Below are 18,770 nucleotides of genomic sequence, written 5' to 3'. Positions count from 1 at the left end.
GTGATTTGGGGGTGTTTTCTGGGGGGGGGGCTACATTGGCTTACCCCAAGCTGTCCCCTAAAACGTGTGTTCCGCTTTAGCAACCCACGCCGAGCATCTTACGGAGAGTGGTCGTTCATCGGGACCCCCAATCTTTTTGCGAGATACGGGGGGCGACCCGGTACTCTGGTCTGCGGCGCCCGCCGGAATGCGGTTCCTCCGGCTGGACGCTCCACTTCCGGGGCCTTAGCTCAGTTGGTAGAGCGCTGTCTTTGCATGGCAGATGTCAGGGGTTCGACTCCCCTAGGCTCCACACCTCGGACCGGTCAGACGCCCTCGCGGCCTCTGACCGGTTTCCGTATTCCTGGGTCCCAGCGCCTCGCTGCCCGAGAGAACACTCCCTGAGTGACATGAGTCACGGGACGGGTGCGACATCGTTGCAGATGTTTGCGCAAATATGTGCAGTGGGTGCTGTTCGAGCGAGTGCTCGGATGGATGGCGTCATGGCACCAGGCGGTGCACTATCGCGCGCAAGCCCTGTGTGAGCTGGCGTTAACGCGATCCGGTAATCAGAAAGATGCGGCCCGTTAACGGAATCTGTGCGGGACTTGCACACACAGGTCGTTGCAAACGTCATCGCGGGCGGGCGGCGTAAACACGTTCACCGGGTCAAGTCCCGGCCGGGGCAACGCCATCGGTCACTCGCCCGGCCACTCCCACTCCCACTCGCATTCCCATTCCCGCGCCTACGGCGGCCATCTCCCCGCGCCTACGGCCGACATCGCGGCTCATGTTCCACGTGAAACATGGCCGTGGGGCGGAAGACCCTCAAGTCTCCCGCCCCACGGCCCAGTTCTCCATGCGGGCCATCACCGGCCCTCACATCACCGGCCCTCGTCGCGCCGAGCCGCCTCCTCCTCGGCCTCCTTCGCCTGGACCTCGGGATCAAGGGCGGACTGGCCACTGCCATCCACCGAGGCCAAACGGCCCGACTCGGGCACCTCGGTCGCGGCCGGAGGCTCCACCAGCCAATCCGGGTTCGCCTGCTTGTCCCACCACTTCCAGGCGGCGAAAGCGGCGCCCGCGAGGGCACCGACCACCGCCAGCACCTTCACGGCACGACCGGCCTTGGCGCGCCTCTGATGCCTGCGGGCCAGCTTCTGGATCTCCTTCGGCGAGACCTGGCCGCGCAACGCGGCCAGCGCGGCGGCACCACGCGCCGCAGCCTCGTCCTTGACGGGCCCAGCCGCGGCCACCGCCTGCTCGATCCTCGGCCGGGAGTACTCAGCAGCCTGACGGGCAGCCTTACGCGTGCGGACAGCAGCTTCATGAGCGGCGTGGTCGACCTTCGGCGGCACATGTGCACGAGCCTGCTCCAGCCGCGGCGCGACATGCGTGCCGTACTGCAGAAGGGCCTGCGCGCGGGCCTGCTCGGTGGCCTGCGACACCACAGGTGCAAGCCGTACGCGTGCCTCGTGCGCATACTGTGCGGCCCTGTCCTTGGCGGTGTCGGCGTAGGGCGCCACCACTTCCGCGGCGTGCAGCACGCTGTCCTTCGCCGAGCCGGTCGCGGCGCGCACGCTGTCGATGCGGGTCACGGGTTCCTCCTCCTCGGTGGCGTACGGTTTTCGACTTTCCACCCTTTTACGGATCATGCCTGTCAGAACGCTCCGCGGCATGTGAGGGCGGGCATATGGGTGCCGATTGCCTTGATCAAGTGCAATAACGGATTTATGCGGCTCAAGACGGGCTTGTCGTCGACAATGCCACGGTTCGCCGCGTCGCGCTCCCGCCGCGAGCTTTCTCGACCGGTTTTCTGTAACCGGCCCCCACGGTCGCGGACCGGTGAACGAGCGCCGGGCGACGTACGCGGCCGTCCGTGCGAGGATCGGGGGGTCACAGGAAGACAACGGAAGGCAGATCGTGGCCGAGCAGCTCTACGCCACCCTGAAGACCAACAACGGCGACATCGAGATCCGGCTCCTGCCGAACCACGCGCCCATCACGGTCAAGAACTTCGTCGAGCTCGCCCAGGGCGAGCGTGAGTGGACCAACCCCACCACCGGTGAGAAGTCCACGTCCAAGCTCTACGACGGCACGGTCTTCCACCGCGTCATCAGCGGCTTCATGATCCAGGGCGGAGACCCCCTCGGCAACGGCACCGGCGGCCCCGGCTACCAGTTCCAGGACGAGTTCCACCCGGACCTCTCCTTCGACAAGCCCTACCTGCTCGCCATGGCCAACGCCGGCCCGGGCACCAACGGCTCGCAGTTCTTCATCACCGTCTCCCCGACGACCTGGCTGAACCGCAAGCACACCATCTTCGGTGAGGTCACCGACGCGGCCAGCCAGAAGGTCATCGACGCCATCGCGACCGCCCAGACCAACCCCCGCACCGACCGCCCGCTCAACGACGTCGTCATCGAGTCGGTCGTCGTCGAGACCCGCGAAGGCTGAGGCCGACTCCTCACGCGGCCGACTCCCCACAGGGAAGTCCAACACCTCCCACAGGGAACCAAACGCCCCGCTCGTCCGTAAGGATGAGCGGGGCGGTGCATGCGGCGTGCACCGCGTACGACGACCTAGGGGACCTCATGGACCAGCCGGCAGACAGCCCGCAGGACGCCCAGAGCCTGCCCGTCTGCTACCGCCACACGGACCGCGAGACCGGAGTCCGCTGCACCCGCTGCGAACGCCCCATCTGCCCCGAGTGCATGGTCAGCGCCTCCGTCGGCTTCCAATGCCCCGAATGCGTCCGCAGCGGCTCCGGCACCGGCCACGCCCCCGACGCCGCCCGCCCCCGCACCATCGCCGGCGGCACCCTCACCGCCGACCCCCGCCTTCTCACCAAGATCCTCATCGGGATCAATCTCGCGATCTTCATCGCCGTCCAGACCAGCAACACACTGCTCAACGACCTCGTCCTGGTCGGCACCTGGCCCCCCGCCCCCTTCAACCCCACCGAAGGCGTCTCCGAAGGCGAGTGGTACCGCCTCGTGACCTCGATGTTCACCCACGAGGCCATCTGGCACATCGCCTTCAACATGCTCAGCCTCTGGTGGCTCGGCGGCCCCCTCGAAGCCGCTCTCGGCCGCGCCCGCTACCTCACGCTCTACCTCTGCTCCGGCCTCGCGGGAAGTGCACTGGCCTACCTGCTGACCTCCCCGAACACAGCCACACTCGGGGCATCCGGCGCCATCTTCGGCCTGTTCGGCGCCACCGCAGTCCTCATGCGCCGCCTCAACTACGACATGCGGCCGATCATCGCGCTGCTCGTGATCAACCTGATCTTCACCTTCAGCCCCGGATTCAACATCTCCTGGCAGGCCCACATCGGCGGCCTCGTCGCCGGCGTCATCATCGGCTACGCCATGGTCCACGCCCCGCGCCGACGCCGCGCACTGGTCCAGTACGGCACCTGCGCACTGGTCCTGGCCGTGGTCGTCCTGATGACCGTGCTGAGGACGCTGCAGCTCACCTGAGCGGCACGGTTGTCCACAGTGGGTGGCCAATCTTGTGCATAGTGTGCGCGAACAACTGTGCCCCCTGCCTCTGACCCGCGTTTTCGCAGGTCAGGCAGGGGGCGAACGTTCGTCCGGTTCTGCGGTGTGTCAGTCGTATCGCCGTCAACCCTCGATGGGTTATCCACAGATCGTCGTTCTTTTTCCCCAGGTGGCCTGTGGATACTTTCGCGATCTGTGGATAACTCAGCGGATAGCCCTGGGTAGAGCTGAGTTCACCGAGAAGCGACCGCTACTTCCACTGTGTGGAGACGCCGAATCCGGCCGCGATGAAGCCGAAGCCCACCACGATGTTCCAGTTGCCCAGCGCGTCGATGGGCAGCGAACCGTCGGTCACGTAGAAGACGACGATCCAGGCCAGGCCGATGATGAACATGGCCAGCATCACGGGCGCGACCCAGGCGCGACTGTTCAGCTTGATGGCGGTCGCCTGCTTCGACGGCGGCGGCGTGTAGTCGGCCTTCTTGCGGATACGTGACTTCGGCACGAGGGTCTCTCCTGTCGATGCGCTGCGTGGCCGCGCAGGGAACTGGGTCGGGCTCGGGGCAGCGTACAAGGGGACTCTGATTGCTCCCCCGGGTGTCCGTTAGCGTAGTGCTTCCGTGGCGCCGAAGGAGATAAGGGTACGTTGAGCAATTCTGCCGACTCCCCCGGGACCGGATCCAGTCCTCTCCGCGGCCGGTTCCGGCCGGTGCGGGTGCTGACCGCGGCCGTCTTCGCTCTCGCGGGGCTCATTTTCTTCACCAGCTTCAATACGGCCAAGGGCACCAACATCCGTACGGACGCCTCGTTGCTGAAGCTCTCGGACCTCATCCAGGAGCGCAGTCACGAGAACGGCCGGCTCAATGAGTCCAACGCGGCCCTGCGCGACGACGTGGAGGCGCTGGCCGAGCGGGACGACGGCAGTACCAAGGCCGAGGACGAGAAGCTGGCGGCGCTGGAGGGGCGCGCTGGGACGCAGAAGGTGACGGGTGATGCGGTCTCGGTCACGCTGAACGACGCCCCGCCGGATGCCACGGCCAAGCTGCCCGGTTATCCGGCGCCGCAGCCCGACTACCTGGTGATTCACCAGCAGGATCTGCAGGCGGTGGTGAACGCGCTGTGGCAGGGCGGTGCCAAGGGCATCAAGGTCATGGACCAGCGGCTGATCTCCACCAGTGCCGTGCGCTGTGTGGGCAACACCCTGATTCTCCAGGGCCGGGTCTATTCGCCGCCGTACAAGATCACCGCGGTGGGTGATCCGGAGAAGTTGCAGAAGGCGCTGGCGGCTTCGCCGTCGATCCAGAACTACATGGTGTACGTGAATGTGTACGGCCTTGGCTGGAAAGTGACCGAGGACGGGACGGTGACTCTGCCGGGGTACTCGGGCACAGTGGATCTGCAGTACGCCAAGCCCGTGGAGTGAGCCTGTCTGGAGCTGCCGGTGCGTGTCGTCGTCAGGACCGTCAGCGAGCTGTGCATCACCGTCGGCACCGTGATCGTGCTTTTCGTCGTCTATGTGCTGTTCTGGACCGGTGTGAAGGCCGACAGCGTCATGGACGATCAGATCGATCAGTTACAGGAGCAGTGGGCGCAGGGGGCGGTACGGCCGTCGGCGCCCGGCACTGGGGGGAGTCCGGGTGAGAGCTCGCCGCCGAGCCCCGCGAAGCCCGCTCCGTACACCGCGGACAAGCCGTTCGCGATCATGTACATCCCGCGTCTTGGTTTCACGTGGAACAAGCCGGTTCTCGAAGGCACTGCCACCAGGACTCTGAAGAAGGGGCTCGGCCACTACGCGAGCACGGCCCAGCTCGGTCAGAAGGGCAACTTCTCGGTGGCGGGTCACCGGCGTACGTACGGTGATCCCTTCAAGGATTTCCCCAGGCTGCGGCCGGGTGACGCGGTGGTGCTGACGGACGGGACCACCTGGTTCACGTATCGGATCGACAAAGGCCCTTACAAAACCCTGCCCTCTGACATTGAGGTGATCGACCCTGTGCCCCGTAACTCGGGGTACACGCGTGAGGGCCGCTATCTGACCCTGACCACGTGTGATCCGGAGTGGGGCCACAGTCACCGGCTGATCGTGTGGGCCCATCTGGACTCCACGCAGCCTGTGGAGGCCGGGAAACCGGAAGCGTTGCGCCGTTAGTCTGTTGGCTGTACGGCGTGAGTCTGGTGCCGTGGTGCGACGGAAGGGACGGCATGTACGGCTGGATCTGGCGGCATCTGCCGGGGAATGTGTGGGCGAAGGCGCTGCTCTCACTCGCGCTGGTCGTGGCCGTCGTCTACGTCCTCTTCAACTACGTCTTCCCGTGGGCCGAACCGCTGCTGCCCTTCAACGATGTGACGGTGGACAACCAGTGAGCGCGCGCATTCTGGTCGTGGACAACTACGACAGCTTCGTCTTCAACCTGGTCCAGTACCTGTACCAGCTGGGCGCCGAGTGCGAGGTGCTGCGCAACGACGAGGTGTCGACGGCGCACGCCCAGGACGGCTTCGACGGCGTGCTGCTGTCGCCGGGCCCGGGGACGCCGGAGGAGGCCGGGGTCTGCGTCGAGATGGTGCGCCACTGCGCCTCGACCGGGGTGCCGGTGTTCGGTGTGTGTCTCGGCATGCAGTCGATGCAGGTGGCGTACGGCGGTGTCGTGGACCGTGCGCCGGAGTTGCTGCACGGCAAGACCTCGCTGGTCGAGCATGAGGGCAAGGGCGTCTTCGCGGGACTGCCCTCGCCCTTCACGGCGACGCGCTACCACTCGCTGGCGGCCGAGCCGGAGACGGTGCCGGGCGAGCTGGAGGTCACGGCTCGTACGCACGACGGGATCATCATGGGTCTGCGGCACCGTGAACTGGCGGTCGAGGGTGTGCAGTTCCACCCGGAGTCGGTGCTGACCGAGCACGGTCATCTGATGCTGGCCAACTGGCTGGTGGAGTGCGGTGACCAGGGTGCGGTGGCGAGGTCGGTGGGGCTCGCCCCGGTGGTGGGCAGGGCCACGGCGTGACCGCGCTGCGCCCCGAGCGCGAGTCCGGCGCCGCGTACGGGGAGTCCTTCACGGACTCCTACGGCGACGCCGGCGATCAGGGCACCTCGTACGGGCAGCAGCCGTACGAGGAGTCCGGTGCGCTTGGGGAGTGGCACGGGGGTGCGGGATACGTCGCCCAGGGGCAGTCGGCCGAGGGGTACGGCGCTGAGGCGTACGGCGCCGACGGATACGGTGCCGAGGGGTACGGCGCCGACGGTTACGGCAGCGCCGAGGGTTACGGCAGTGAGGGCTACGGCGCTGACGGCCGCAGTCCCGAGGGGGCTGCGGCGTCTCACGAGCCGTATGCGGAGCCTCAAGAGCCGTACGGGGAGCCGTACATACCCCCCGTGGACGATGAGACCGTGGCCCTGCGGATAGCGGATCCGTCCGTGGGTGAGTCCATATCGGCTTCTGCCGCCTCTTCCGCCCCGTCGGCCACCGGAACTCCCACGGGTGGCCGTGCGGCCCGTAGAAAGGCCGCCAAGCGGCGTCACGGGCGTCATGGGGGTTCCCGCCAGGCGTCGGAGGCCGTCGAGAGCGACTCGGAGGCATCCGGGGCGCCTCTTTCGCGGGTGGAGGCCCGCAGACAGGCGCGGGCGCGCAAGCCGAGTCCGGGGGTGCTGGCGAGCCGGGCGATCGGTGAGGTGTTCATCACCACCGGCGTGCTGATGCTGCTGTTCGTCAGCTACCAGTTGTGGTGGACGAACGTCCGGGCGCATGCGCAGGCGGACAAGGAGGCGAGCAGCCTCCAGGACGACTGGGCGAGCGGCAAACGCGCCCCGGGATCCTTCGAGCCGGGACAGGGCTTCGCCATCCTGCACATCCCGAAGCTGGACGTCGTCGTTCCGATCGCGGAGGGCGTCAGCAACAAGAAGGTGCTCGACCGGGGCATGGTCGGTCACTACGGCGAGGGCAAGCTGAAGACGGCGATGCCGGATGCCAAGACGGGCAACTTCGGGCTGGCCGGCCATCGCAATACGCATGGCGAACCGTTCCGGTACATCAACCGGCTGGCCCAAGGCGACGACATCGTCGTAGAAACGCAGGACAAGTACTTCGTGTACAAGATGGCGTCGATCCTGCCGGTGACGTCACCAGGCAATGTGAGGGTTCTGGACCCGATTCCGCGGGACGCGGGATTCACCAAAGCAGGTCGTTACATCACACTAACCACCTGTACGCCGGAGTTCACCAGCAAGTACCGGTTGATCGTCTGGGGCAAGATGGTCGAGGAACGGCCGCGCAGCAAGGGCAAGCCGGATGCGCTCGTCAGTTAAGGGCGGATGAACGTGGCAGCGACCACCGACGACACCGAGCACGCGCGGCGTACCGACGCGTCCGAGTCCCCGGGGCGGCGTCCTGAACGCCGCCGTATGGGCCGGATCGCGATGTCGATAAGCGTCTTCGGTGAACTCCTCATCACGGCGGGTCTGGTGCTGGGCCTGTTCGTCGTCTACTCCCTGTGGTGGACGAACGTCCTCGCCGACCGGGAGGCGGACAAGCAGGCGGACAAGGTCCGTGACATCTGGGCCCACCAGGAGGGGGGCTCGGGCCGTCCTGCCGAGTTCGACTCCAAGAACGGCATCGGCTTCCTTCATGTGCCCGCGATGAGCAAGGGCGAGATCCTGGTCGAGAAGGGCACGACGTCGAAGATCCTCAACGACGGCGTCGCCGGCTACTACACCGACCCGGTCAAGGCGGCCCTGCCGACCTCGGGGAAGAAGGGCAACTTCTCCCTTGCCGCGCATCGTGACGGGCATGGAGCGAAGTTCCACAACATCCACAAGCTCGCCAAGGGCGATCCGATCGTCTTCGAGACGAAGGACAAGTGGTACGTCTACAAGGTCTACGCCGTCCTCCCCGAGACGTCGAAGTACAACGTCAAGGTCCTGTCCAAGATCCCCGAGGAGTCCGGTAAGACGAAGGCCGGCCACTACATCACGCTGACGACGTGCACGCCGGTGTACACGTCCCGGTACCGGTATGTGGTGTGGGGGGAACTGGAGCGGGTGGAGAAGGTGGACGCGGAGCGGACGTTGCCGGAGGAGCTGCTCTGACTGAGTTACTTGGAGCAACGCAGTCACATAGCATGACGGAGGCCCGAAGCCGCAACTACTCTTTGCGGCTTCGGGCCTCTTGCTCCTTACGCTGTTAATGGCCCAGAACCTTCAGCGGTTCCCCGGCGCTCCACTTCTCCAGTAGCGCGCGGTCTACAGCGGTAATGCCGCTGTCGGTGGCGATGCTCAATGCGTCAGAGGTGAAGGGGCACGTTGCCACGAAGAGAGCCACGTCCGCGCTGTACAGCACCTTGGCCGAGCCGACGAACTTCTGGACGTCGGAGCTGGTGATGGAGATGTAGGGCGCGAACCTCTTGCACTGGGCGACGAGGCGCCGTCCGTCGGCCGTGAGCGCGATGACGTCGATGCCCCGATCGCCAGGACCTCCCTGCACGACGACATCCGTGCAGCCGTCGCGGTTCAGCAGTGTGGCGATGTGCTCCTCGAACTTGCGGCTGTTCATGGCGTCCATCGCGGCCATGACGCCGGCGAGGGGGCGTTCCTCCAGCGGTGCCTCAAGCCTTTGCAGCCGGGCGTGGTGGTGCCGGAGCCGTCGCTCGATGCGCTGGACGCCTGCGCGGAGCGCGATCAGTTCCCTGCGGTGCTCGCCCGACGTTTCGATCAGGGCGTTGAACATGGGGACGACGGTCTTGCCGAGGATGTGTGTGATGCGCTGGTCGATGCGGTCGTCGAGGGAGAGGACCTCAGTGGGGGTCGAGTTTTCCACAGGCTGTGTGCGGGCCAGGTACTCCATGTCGAGGAGGTACACACGCACCTGACGTGCGACGTTGCTGTCACGGAGGAGCATGGCGATGTTGAGGACAGCCCGGCGGGAGAACAAGGCCAGAGACCCTGTGCGCGACTGGAAACCACTGAGGTCCTTGAAGGACCTCAGTTCCTCTCCCGTCAGCAATCGGTAGCCGCTGGCCTCCAACTCTGCTCGATGGTCCTTGACAAGGGACTTGATGGCTTCGAGGCCCACCTCGAAGTACGCCGCCACCATCGCCGTCGTCACATGCATCCCGTCCGGCAGCAGCGACAGCGCCTTCACTCTGTCGAGGACGTCGGTGCGCCCCAGCACGCTGTGGCGCAGAGACCTGGACTCCAGTAGCGCCGATTCGTTGATCACGTTCTGCTCTTCCGTTCGCGGTGTGGCCGAATGGCCGGGGCAGAGTTCCGATTCCCCACCCCACCCGATCAACGAGTCGCGAAATAGGAAGACACGATCTATAGGGGAATGAATGTCCTACAGCCTCAGGGTCCCGGCGGCAGCAGGACACGGCTGAGCCCCGGCGCCCTGCTCAGGGCACCGGGGCTCACTCGTGTGCGTCGGGGTCAGTCCTCCGTGCGGGCCGACGTTCCGGTGACGCCGCCGAAGATCTGGCCGCCGTTGTCGCCGCCGCCGTTGTTGTTGCCGTTCTGGATGGCGATCAGGTTGACCGCGGTGCCCTTGGCGACCTGGGTGTTCGGCTGGGGGTCCTGGGTGACGACAACGGCGTTGTCGTCCTGGGAACCGCCGATGTTGCCCACCGTCAGACCCGCGTCCTCAAGGGCCTTCCTGGCGTCCTTCACGGACAGCTGGGTCACGGTCGGCACCGCCACCTGCTGCTGTTCTGCCTGCTTGCCGATCTGGATGGTCACCGAGGAGCCCGGGTCGGCCTGGGTGTTCGCCTGTGGGTCGGTCCCGATGACCTTGCCGACCTGGTTCGGGTCCTGGGTGTCCACGTCGACGCAGTTGCCGTTCAGGTTGTTCGCCGTCATCTGGGCCCTGGCCTCGTCGCAGGTCTTGCCGAGGACGTCCGGAACAACGGACTTCTTCTTCTCCTTGGCCACGGTGAGGGTGATCGTGGTGCCCTTCTCCTGCTCCGTGCCTCCCGCGGGATCCTGGTCGATGACGATGCCCGGAGTGCGGTCGGACTCCTCGGTCTTCTTCTCGACCTCGAAGCCCTTGTCCTTGAGATCGGCCTCGGCCTTCTCGAAGGCCAAGCCCTCCATGTCCGGCACAGTGACCTTCGGAGCCCCGGTAGACACCACGACATTGACCTTGGAGCCCTTGTCGACCTTGGTCTTGGCGGCAGGGTCCTGTTCGCAGATCTGGCCCTTGGGCTGCTTCTCGCATTCCTTCTTGGTGACGTCACCCATGACGAGACCGCTGTTGGTCAGCAGGGACTTGGCGCTGGCCTGGGTTTGGCCGATCAGGTTCGGTGCGGGGACTGTGCTGTTGTTCGCGGTCTTCCCGTCGAACACCCACTTGCCGATCAGCACCGCGCCCACGAGCACCAGTGCGGCCGCCAGGACCAGCAGGATCGTCGACGTGTGGGACTTCTTCTGGCGTCGCCGGTCCACGCGGTCGTCGTAGCCGAACCCGCCGTCGTCGGGGTTCATGGGCGGCAGCATCGACGTGGCGCCGCCGTCCGCGGCGCGCAGGGCCGTGGTCGGCTGGTCGTCGGGGTAGCCGCCGTAGCCCACGGAGCCCATGGCCGCTGTGGCCGCCACCGGCTGGCCGTCGAGGCAGGCCTCGATGTCGGCGCGCATCTCGTCGGCCGACTGGTAGCGGTAGTTCGGGTCCTTGGTCAGGGCCTTCAACACGATCGCGTCCATCTCGGGCGTGATCTCGTTGTCGAAGACGGACGGGGCCTGGGCCTCTTCGCGTACGTGCTGGTAGGCGACGGCGACCGGGGAGTCGCCCACGAAGGGCGGACGGACCGTCAGGAGCTCGTAGAGCAGACAGCCGGTCGAGTACAGGTCGGACCGGTTGTCGACCTGCTCGCCCTTGGCCTGCTCGGGCGAGAGGTACTGGGCCGTGCCGATCACCGCGGAGGTCTGCGTCATCGTCATGCCGGAGTCGCCCATCGCACGGGCGATGCCGAAGTCCATGACCTTGACCTGGCCGTTGCGGGTCAGCATGACGTTGGCCGGCTTGATGTCGCGGTGGACGATGCCGGCGCGGTGGGAGTACTCCAGGGCCTGGAGGATGCCGATGGTCATCTCCATGGCGCGCTCCGGCAGCAGCTTGCGGCCGGAGTGGAGCAGCTCACGGAGCGTCGAGCCGTCCACGTACTCCATGACGATGTACGGAATCGACACGTTGTCGATGTAGTCCTCGCCCGTGTCGTAGACCGCGACGATCGCGGGATGGTTGAGCGAGGCGGCCGACTGGGCCTCCCGGCGGAACCGGGCCTGGAAGGACGGGTCGCGCGCGAGGTCCGCGCGCAGCGTCTTCACCGCCACGGTGCGGCCGAGCCGGGTGTCATGCGCGAGGTAGACCTCCGCCATGCCACCACGACCGAGCACCTGGCCCAGTTCGTACCGGCCGCCGAGGCGACGCGGCTCTTCCATAGCTACCTACCAGCCCTCTCCGTCGGTCCCGCCGTCACCCTTGTGGGTGCGTCGGTGTGCCGTCCGGGCATACCGTACCCGGCTCATCTTGTGTGACCTGGCCAAGCCCGTAACCCGATACAGGACCGGTATCGCAACGTGCACCGATGTGAAGGGGACGTGAGCGGGGTCACTTCTTGCTCTTGATGACCGCCTCCATGACGCTCTTGGCGATGGGGGCCGCCAGGCCGCCGCCGGAGATGTCGTCGCGGACCGCGTTCTCGTCCTCGATCACGACGGCCACGGCGACCGGTGAGCTGTTGTCGCTGAGCTTGGCGTAGGAGAGGAACCACGCGTACGGGTTCTCGCTGTTGTCCACGCCGTGCTGGGCGGTACCGGTCTTGCCGCCGACCTTGACGCCGTCGATCTGCGCCTTCTTGCCGGTGCCGTCGGCGACGACCGTCTCCATCATCGACTGCAGGATCTGCGCGTTCTCCGCCGACAGCGGCTTGCTCATCTCCTCGGGCTTGGTCGTCTCCAGGGCGTCGAGGTTGTGCGTCTGGAGCTCGTCGACCATGTACGGCTTCATCAGGGTGCCGTTGTTGGCGACGGCCGAGGCGACCATGGCCATCTGCAGCGGGCTGGCGGCGGTGTTGTACTGGCCGATGGAGGACAGCGCGGTCTGCGAGGGGTTCATGTCGTCGGAGAAGACCGACGCGCTGGTGCGGACCGGTGTGAACTGCTCCTCGGTGAAGCCGAACTTCTTGGCTTCCTCCAGCATCTTGTCGTTGCCGAGGTCGGAGCCGACCTTGCCGAAGACGGTGTTGCAGGACCACTGCAGCGCGACCCTGAGGGTGGCGTTCTTGCAGGGGATGTTGCCTTCGTTCTTCAGCTCGGTCGTGGTGCCCGGCATGGTCCACGGCAGCGGCGTCTTGGTCGCCGTGTCCGCGCCCGCGTACAGGCCGTTCTCCAGCGCGGCGGCCGCGGTGACGACCTTGAAGGTGGAGCCGGGCGGGTAGACCTCGCGCAGCGCCCGGTTGAGCATCGGGTCGTTGGCGTTGGTCTTCTTCTGGAGCTTCGCCCAGGCGTCTTCGTCGGAGGTGCTGCCGCCGGCGATCGTGGAGGGGTCGTACGACGGGAAGGACGCGAGGGCCAGGATCTTGCCGGTGGCGGGCTCGATGGCGGCGACGGCACCCTTGCCGCCCTGCGCCTTCAGGCCGTTGTAGGCGGCCTTCTGGGCGGCGGCGTTGAGGGTGGTGACGACGTTGCCGCCCTCCTTGTCCTTGCCGGTGATCATGTCCAGGGTGTTGCGGAAGAAGAGCCGGTCGTCGGTGCCGCTGAGGATGCCGTCCTCGATGGACTCCAGCTGGTTGGCGCCGTAGGCCTGCGAGACGAAGCCGGTGACGGGCGCCCACATGGGGCCGTCCTTGTACGTGCGCTTGTACTTGAAGTCGCCCGACGACGTCTCCTTGTACCCGGTGATCGGGTTGCCGCCGACGATGATGTCGCCGCGGGGGGTGGCGTAGCGGGCGATGAGGACGCGGCGGTTGTCGGGGTCCTCGCGCAAGGTGTCGGCCTTGACGTACTGGAGCCAGTTGTCGCGGATGAGCAGGGCGAGGACGAGGAGGCCGCAGAAGATCGCGATCCGGCGCAGGGGTTTGTTCATGACGGGCGGACCACCTGGGTCATTTCAGCGTCGGGGTTGGGTGCGGGCGCGGGTGCCGGGCGGCGCGCGGTGTCGCTGATGCGGATGAGCACACCGATGAGCGCCCAGTTGGCGATGACGGAGGAACCGCCGTACGCCAGGAACGGCATCGTCATACCGGTCAGCGGGATGAGGCCCATGACGCCGCCGGCGACGACGAAGACCTGGAGCGCGAAGGCGCCGGAGAGGCCGATGGCGAGCAGCTTGCCGAAGGGGTCGCGGGCGGCGAGGGCGGTGCGCACGCCGCGCTCCACGATCAGGCCGTAGATCAGCAGGATCGCCATGATGCCGGCCAGGCCCAGTTCCTCGCCGAAGGTGGCGAGGATGAAGTCGGAGTTGGCGGCGAAGCGGATGAGCTCGGAGTGACCCTGGCCCCAGCCGGTGCCGAGGGTGCCGCCGGAGCCGAAGGCCCACAGGGCCTGCATCGACTGCTCGGAGTGGCCGCCGACGTTCTGCCGGCTGAGGGTGTACTCGCGCATCGGGTCGAGCCAGGCGGCGACGCGCTGCTGCACGTGCGGTTCGAAGCTCGCCACACCGACGGCGCCGGCCCCGGACATCAGCAGACCGAAGACGATCCAGCTGGTCCGCTCGGTGGCGACGTACAGCATGATGACGAACATTCCGAAGAACAGCAGCGACGTACCGAGGTCGGTCTCGAACACCAGGATGAGGATCGAGATCATCCAGACGACGATGATCGGGCCGAGGTCGCGGCCGCGCGGCAGGTACAGGCCCATGAAGCGGCGGCTGGCCAGGGCGAGCGCGTCGCGCTTCACCATGAGGTAGCCGGCGAAGAAGATCGCCAGCACGATCTTGGCGAACTCACCGGGCTGGATGGTGAAGCTGCCGACCTGGATCCAGATCTTGGCGCCGTAGGTGAGTTCGGCGCCGAGGCCCGGCACCAGCGGGAGCAGCAGCAGGAACAGCGCGCCGGCCATGGAGATGTAGGTGTAGCGCTGCAGGGTGCGGTGGTCCTTGAGGAAGACCAGCACCGCGATGAACAGGGCGATCCCCATGGCCGTGTAGATCAGCTGGTTGGTCGCCTTGCCGCCGGACTGCCCGATCTGCTGCAGCAGCTTCGACTGGTCCAGCCGCCAGATCGCCACCAGGCCGAGCCCGTTCAGCAGCGTGGCCAGCGGCAGCAGCAGCGGGTCCGCGTACGGGGCGAACTTGCGTACGGCGAGGTGGCCGATGGCGGCCAGGAGGCCGAGGCCGAGGCCGTAGCTGAGGAGACCGGCCGGCACCTCGTCGTTGATCGCCAAACCCACGTTGGCGTAGGCGAACACCGGGATGACAACCGCGAACACCAGAAGCGCGAGTTCGGTGTTGCGCCGGCTCGGTGCGCCGATCGCGCCGATCGTGGATGTGTGGTGCGTCGGCGAGTTCGTAGTACTGCTCATCGTGTGACGGGGCCTCTCACGGCTTGCCTACTGCGTACCGCAGTTCGTGACGACCTTCTGCTCTTCCTCCGAGAGTGTGGGGCCGGGGCTTGGCGTGGCAGTCGGTGTCGGGGAGGTGGAAGGGGGTGTGGTCGAGGGCTTGGAGGCCGACGGGTTGGGCGTCGGTGTCGCCTTGGACGTAAGGGAGGTACGGGTGGTTCCCGTGGTGCCTCCGGCCTCGCCCTCGCCGGTCTTGGAGTTCTGCTCGCTCTGGGCGGCCTGCTGCTCGGACCGCTTCTTGCACGCGGTTGCCTGCACGGCGAGTTCGTCGATCTTCGCCTGGGCGTCCTTCAGGCCGCCTTCGGCGATCGTCGCCTCGACGAGCTTCTTCTGGTACGGCGGCAGGTACTTGAGTTCGATCTCGGGGTGGTCCTTCTCGACCTCCGACAACGAGACCCAGGCCAGGTCCTGGCTGATCCCGCGGTACAGGGCGACGTGTTCCTCGTTGGCGCCGACGTAGTACTGCGTCTGCGTCCAGCGCCAGCCGCCGTACAGGCCGCCGCCGATCACTCCGAGTGCGAGCGCGATGTAGAAGGATCTCTTCAGCCACCTGCGGCCCTTGCGGGGCTTGACGAAGTCTTCGTCGGTGTAGTCGCCGAAGCTGCCGCTCGGGACGTAGCCGGTGGTGTCGCCGGAGCCGGGCGGGCCGAACTCGCCGCCTCCGCCGCCCTGTCCCGGCACCTGGCGGCCGAGCCCGGAGGCGCGTCCGGCGGGGGTCTGCATGATGCCGTTGTCGTGCAGGTGGTGCTGCTGGTTCTCGGCGACCGCGCCGACCACGACCGGGGTGTCGGACAGCTGCCCGGCGAGGGTGTCGCCGGTGTCCAGGTCGAGGACGTCCGCGATGATCACGGTGATGTTGTCGGGGCCGCCGCCGCGCAGCGCCAGCTGGATGAGCTCCTGGACGGTCTCCTGGGGGCCCTGGTAGCTGGCGAGGGTGTCCTCCAGGGTCTGGTGGGACACGACGCCGGAGAGGCCGTCGGAGCAGATCAGATACCGGTCGCCGGCGCGGACCTCGCGGATGGACAGATCGGGTTCGACGTGGTCGCCGCTGCCCAGGGCGCGCATCAGCAGGGAGCGCTGCGGGTGGGTGGTGGCTTCCTCTTCGGTGATCCGGCCCTCGTCGACGAGGCGCTGCACCCAGGTGTGGTCCTGCGTGATCTGGGTGAGGACGCCGTCGCGCAGCAGGTAGGCGCGTGAGTCGCCGACGTGGACGAGGCCGAGGCGCTGTCCGGTCCACAGCAGTGCCGTCAGGGTCGTCCCCATGCCTTCGAGCTGGGGGTCCTCCTCGACCATGGCGCGCAGCTGGTCGTTGGCGCGCTGGACGGCCGTACCGAGTGAGGTGAGGACGTCGGAGCCGGGGATGTCGTCGTCGAGGGCGACGATGGTGGAGATCGCCTCGGAGGAGGCGACCTCGCCCGCGGCCGCGCCGCCCATGCCGTCGGCGATGGCGAGCAGGCGGGGTCCGGCGTATCCGGAGTCCTCGTTGCCCTCCCGGATCATGCCTTTGTGCGATCCGGCTGCGAAGCGCAGTGACAGACTCATGCGCACCTCGCCCGTTGGCTCCGGGTACATCCGCACGGTGCCCACCCTCCGGTCGGGAGCGCGCCGGGGCCCTTGATGTGGGCCTCCGCTGCGTGCTCGCTCCGCTCGCTCATTGTCGTACTACTTCCGCAGCTCGATGACGGTCTTGCCGATGCGGATCGGCGCGCCCAGCGGAATCGGTGTGGGGGTCGTCAGCCGCGTTCGGTCGAGGTACGTGCCGTTGGTGGAACCAAGGTCCTCGACGATCCACTGGCCGTCTCGGTCCGGGTAGATCCTGGCATGCCTGCTGGAGGCGTAGTCGTCGTCCAGCACGATCGTGCTGTCGTGTGCCCGGCCCAGGGTGATGGTCTGGGCCTGGAGCGCGACGGTGGTGCCGGTGAGCGTGCCTTCGGACACGACCAGCTTGGTGGGGGCGTTACGGCGCTGGCGGCCGCCGCCCTGCTGGCCGCGCTGCTGCGGAGGCGCGGCCTGTCGTGCGGCCTGCTGCGGCCGGGCGGCCTCGCGGCGCGATCCGCGCTGCGTGACACGCGTACCGAACAGGTCGCTGCGGATGACCTGCACGGCCACGATCACGAACAGCCACAGGACGGCCAGGAAACCCAGCCGCATGACCGTGAGGGTCAGCTCTGACATTGCCCCCGCTTCACCCTTCGGCTTGCCTATAGATAACGGTGGTGCTGCCCACGACGATCCGCGAGCCGTCGCGGAGCGTAGCGCGGGTGGTGTGCTGCCCGTCCACCACGATGCCGTTGGTGGACCCGAGATCCTGGATCGTCGAGGGCGTTCCGGTCCGGATCTCACAGTGCCGGCGGGAGACGCCGGGGTCGTCGATCCGCACGTCGGCTTCGGTGCTGCGGCCCAGCACCAGCGTGGCGCGGGAGATCTGATGGCGGGTGCCGTTGATCTCGATCCAGTAGCGGGTGCGGCCGGCGGCCGCGGGTGTGGCAGGGGGGCGCTGGCCGCCCGCGGGCTGCGGGTAGCCGTAACCGCCGGGGCGGCCGCCGGGAGGCGGCGCGGCCGGCATGGGTGGGGCGCCCGCGGGTGCGGCGGCGGGCGGGTAGCCGTAACCGCCCTGGGCACCACCGGGCCGCCCGGCCGGGGCTGCGGGGGCCTGCGGGCCGCCCTGCTGGCTGGTGGAGCCGGCGAGCGTGCGGCTGCGCACGCGGTACAGGCCGGTGTCGAGGTCGTCCGCCTTCTCCAGGTTGACCTTGATCGGGCCCATGAAGGTGTAGCGCTGCTGCTTGGCGTAGTCGCGGACCATGCCGGCGAGCTCGTCGCCGAGCTGGCCGGAGTAGGGGCTGAGCCGCTCGAAGTCCGGCGTGCTCAGTTCCACGATGAAGTCGTTGGGTACGACGGTCCGGTCACGATTCCAGATCGTCGCGTTGTTGTCGCACTCACGCTGGAGCGCTCCGGCGATCTCCACGGGCTGGACCTCGGACTTGAACACCTTGGCGAAGGTGCCGTTGACCAGACCTTCGAGACGCTGCTCGAACTTCTTCAGGACTCCCATGGGGCACCTCCTCCGTAGCCTGCTTCGTCCTGCATCCCGCGGGGCGGGCACTGCCTTACCTGGTACTGCTTACTGATCGTATCCACGCGCCGGTCAATCGGCTGGTTCCCCCTGTCGGCCCTGTCGACGGGTGTCGACGCCCTCGAAGTTCCCTTCCGAGCTCCGCTTCGAACTCCTCAGGGACACAGTCTTGCCATGGATCGTAGAGGCGGCCGCAAACCAGTGTCCCGCACCTGACTGTGGAGCCCGACCGGCTCCTGGGGAGATGAGTGGTACCGGTACGAGGTTGATACGTGAACAGGTACTGGTTGATACGGAGCGGACGGCGCCGTGGGTTGGCCGGTGGGCGGGGGCGGATGCCGACTGTGCTGGTGGGCGGCGACATGGCCGCTGCATGGCCGCTGCACGGCGGCTGCCTGGGGATAAGGGATGTGAACCCACCCTGGCCGCCGTGCTAATGTTCTGGGTGTCGGAAGGCGCCAAGCCCCAAGGGGCAGAGGCCGGAAGACACACCCAATGCGCGGGTGGCGGAATAGGCAGACGCGCTGGATTCAGGTTCCAGTGCCCGCAAGGGCGTGGGGGTTCAACTCCCCCCTCGCGCACGCTCGAAGAGGGGGGGGGCGGGGGGGGAAGGAACAACAACGATCAGAAGAGGAGGTTCGGCGCGAGACACCACACGGTTCAAGGCCCCACAACA

At 67.1% G+C, this 18,770-nt stretch carries 17 protein-coding genes and 2 tRNA genes; 10 read left to right on the top strand and 9 right to left on the bottom strand.

The features are described from left to right. Positions 1 to 219: 219 nt before the first annotated feature. A tRNA-Ala gene (locus tag ACFWYS_RS10975) sits at positions 220 to 292 on the top strand. A 571-nt stretch (positions 293 to 863) separates the two neighbouring features. Here ACFWYS_RS10975 and ACFWYS_RS10970 read toward each other — a convergent pair. Continuing rightward, complete coding sequence (locus tag ACFWYS_RS10970) at positions 864 to 1,577, bottom strand: DUF5324 family protein (protein WP_384765811.1); 714 nt, start codon at positions 1,575 to 1,577, stop codon at positions 864 to 866. Positions 1,578 to 1,902: 325 nt separating this feature from the next. Between ACFWYS_RS10970 and ACFWYS_RS10965 the strand changes: the two genes are divergently transcribed. Further along, on the top strand, positions 1,903 to 2,436 hold the full coding sequence (locus ACFWYS_RS10965; protein ID WP_384765809.1) for a peptidylprolyl isomerase: 534 nt from the start codon (positions 1,903 to 1,905) through the stop codon (positions 2,434 to 2,436). Positions 2,437 to 2,573: 137 nt separating this feature from the next. Next, a complete protein-coding gene (locus tag ACFWYS_RS10960; protein ID WP_384765808.1) occupies positions 2,574 to 3,461 on the top strand; it encodes a rhomboid family intramembrane serine protease in 888 nt (295 codons plus the stop codon). A 271-nt stretch (positions 3,462 to 3,732) separates the two neighbouring features. Here the strand turns inward: ACFWYS_RS10960 and crgA are convergent, their stop codons facing one another. After that, on the bottom strand, positions 3,733 to 3,987 hold the full coding sequence (gene crgA, locus ACFWYS_RS10955; protein ID WP_384765806.1) for a cell division protein CrgA: 255 nt from the start codon (positions 3,985 to 3,987) through the stop codon (positions 3,733 to 3,735). Positions 3,988 to 4,128: 141 nt separating this feature from the next. On the opposite strand from crgA, the gene ACFWYS_RS10950 reads away from it, so the two are divergent. From ACFWYS_RS10950 to ACFWYS_RS10925, 6 genes are read left to right on the top strand one after another with little or no spacing between them, the layout of a single operon-like run. After that, positions 4,129 to 4,905, top strand: coding sequence for a DUF881 domain-containing protein (locus ACFWYS_RS10950; protein WP_384765804.1), 777 nt, complete (start codon positions 4,129 to 4,131; stop codon positions 4,903 to 4,905). An 18-nt stretch (positions 4,906 to 4,923) separates the two neighbouring features. Beyond that, entirely contained in the window at positions 4,924 to 5,631 is a 708-nt protein-coding gene (locus ACFWYS_RS10945) for a class E sortase (protein ID WP_384765803.1), read from the top strand. Between the two features lie 17 nt (positions 5,632 to 5,648). After that, positions 5,649 to 5,846 carry a hypothetical protein gene (locus tag ACFWYS_RS10940; protein WP_384765877.1) on the top strand — a complete coding sequence of 66 codons (198 nt, stop codon included), beginning with the start codon at positions 5,649 to 5,651 and terminating at the stop codon, positions 5,844 to 5,846. Beyond that, on the top strand, positions 5,843 to 6,481 hold the full coding sequence (locus ACFWYS_RS10935; protein WP_384765802.1) for an aminodeoxychorismate/anthranilate synthase component II: 639 nt from the start codon (positions 5,843 to 5,845) through the stop codon (positions 6,479 to 6,481). The genes ACFWYS_RS10940 and ACFWYS_RS10935 overlap by 4 nt, the downstream gene beginning before the upstream one ends. Beyond that, positions 6,478 to 7,779 carry a class E sortase gene (locus ACFWYS_RS10930; RefSeq protein WP_384765800.1) on the top strand — a complete coding sequence of 434 codons (1,302 nt, stop codon included), beginning with the start codon at positions 6,478 to 6,480 and terminating at the stop codon, positions 7,777 to 7,779. The genes ACFWYS_RS10935 and ACFWYS_RS10930 overlap by 4 nt, the downstream gene beginning before the upstream one ends. A gap of 6 nt (positions 7,780 to 7,785) precedes the next feature. Next, positions 7,786 to 8,559: a class E sortase gene (locus ACFWYS_RS10925; RefSeq protein WP_384765798.1), complete on the top strand. Its 774-nt coding sequence runs from the start codon at positions 7,786 to 7,788 to the stop codon at positions 8,557 to 8,559. A 94-nt stretch (positions 8,560 to 8,653) separates the two neighbouring features. On the opposite strand, the gene ACFWYS_RS10920 is transcribed toward ACFWYS_RS10925, so the two are convergent. From ACFWYS_RS10920 to ACFWYS_RS10890, 7 genes are all read right to left on the bottom strand, one after another. After that, complete coding sequence (locus tag ACFWYS_RS10920) at positions 8,654 to 9,688, bottom strand: restriction endonuclease (RefSeq protein ID WP_384765796.1); 1,035 nt, start codon at positions 9,686 to 9,688, stop codon at positions 8,654 to 8,656. A 206-nt stretch (positions 9,689 to 9,894) separates the two neighbouring features. Next, positions 9,895 to 11,898, bottom strand: coding sequence for a Stk1 family PASTA domain-containing Ser/Thr kinase (gene pknB, locus ACFWYS_RS10915; RefSeq protein ID WP_384765794.1), 2,004 nt, complete (start codon positions 11,896 to 11,898; stop codon positions 9,895 to 9,897). A 169-nt stretch (positions 11,899 to 12,067) separates the two neighbouring features. Beyond that, positions 12,068 to 13,543 carry a peptidoglycan D,D-transpeptidase FtsI family protein gene (locus ACFWYS_RS10910; RefSeq protein WP_384765792.1) on the bottom strand — a complete coding sequence of 492 codons (1,476 nt, stop codon included), beginning with the start codon at positions 13,541 to 13,543 and terminating at the stop codon, positions 12,068 to 12,070. Next, entirely contained in the window at positions 13,540 to 14,982 is a 1,443-nt protein-coding gene (locus ACFWYS_RS10905; protein WP_384765791.1) for an FtsW/RodA/SpoVE family cell cycle protein, read from the bottom strand. The genes ACFWYS_RS10910 and ACFWYS_RS10905 overlap by 4 nt, the downstream gene beginning before the upstream one ends. A 27-nt stretch (positions 14,983 to 15,009) precedes the next feature. Next, a complete protein-coding gene (locus ACFWYS_RS10900) occupies positions 15,010 to 16,593 on the bottom strand; it encodes a Stp1/IreP family PP2C-type Ser/Thr phosphatase (protein WP_384765871.1) in 1,584 nt (527 codons plus the stop codon). 90 nt (positions 16,594 to 16,683) lie between these two features. After that, on the bottom strand, positions 16,684 to 17,196 hold the full coding sequence (locus ACFWYS_RS10895; protein ID WP_272123873.1) for an FHA domain-containing protein: 513 nt from the start codon (positions 17,194 to 17,196) through the stop codon (positions 16,684 to 16,686). Positions 17,197 to 17,206: 10 nt separating this feature from the next. After that, the gene (locus ACFWYS_RS10890; RefSeq protein ID WP_384765789.1) at positions 17,207 to 18,073 is read right to left on the bottom strand and encodes an FhaA domain-containing protein; all 867 of its coding nucleotides are present in this window, start codon (positions 18,071 to 18,073) and stop codon (positions 17,207 to 17,209) included. Positions 18,074 to 18,591: 518 nt separating this feature from the next. On the opposite strand from ACFWYS_RS10890, the gene ACFWYS_RS10885 reads away from it, so the two are divergent. Continuing rightward, a tRNA-Leu gene (locus tag ACFWYS_RS10885) sits at positions 18,592 to 18,675 on the top strand. Positions 18,676 to 18,770 lie beyond the last annotated feature (95 nt).

Origin of the sequence: Streptomyces sp. NPDC059010, from assembly GCF_042740355.1 — a bacterium.
Taxonomy (GTDB): domain Bacteria; phylum Actinomycetota; class Actinomycetes; order Streptomycetales; family Streptomycetaceae; genus Streptomyces.
The sequence above is the reverse complement of the archived record's forward strand: the minus strand, read 5'-3'. Positions and strand labels throughout refer to the sequence as shown.

What these genes read in the sequence shown, in the direction of transcription:
- ACFWYS_RS10890 (WP_384765789.1), bottom strand. Translation starts at nt 18,073, where the DNA reads ATGGGAGTCCTGAAGAAGTTCGAGCAGCGTCTCGAAGGTCTGGTCAAC.
- ACFWYS_RS10925 (WP_384765798.1), top strand. Translation starts at nt 7,786, where the DNA reads ATGAACGTGGCAGCGACCACCGACGACACCGAGCACGCGCGGCGTACC.
- ACFWYS_RS10905 (WP_384765791.1), bottom strand. Translation starts at nt 14,982, where the DNA reads ATGAGCAGTACTACGAACTCGCCGACGCACCACACATCCACGATCGGC.
- pknB (WP_384765794.1), bottom strand. Translation starts at nt 11,898, where the DNA reads ATGGAAGAGCCGCGTCGCCTCGGCGGCCGGTACGAACTGGGCCAGGTG.
- ACFWYS_RS10910 (WP_384765792.1), bottom strand. Translation starts at nt 13,543, where the DNA reads ATGAACAAACCCCTGCGCCGGATCGCGATCTTCTGCGGCCTCCTCGTC.
- ACFWYS_RS10900 (WP_384765871.1), bottom strand. Translation starts at nt 16,593, where the DNA reads ATGTACCCGGAGCCAACGGGCGAGGTGCGCATGAGTCTGTCACTGCGC.
- ACFWYS_RS10895 (WP_272123873.1), bottom strand. Translation starts at nt 17,196, where the DNA reads ATGTCAGAGCTGACCCTCACGGTCATGCGGCTGGGTTTCCTGGCCGTC.
- ACFWYS_RS10960 (WP_384765808.1), top strand. Translation starts at nt 2,574, where the DNA reads ATGGACCAGCCGGCAGACAGCCCGCAGGACGCCCAGAGCCTGCCCGTC.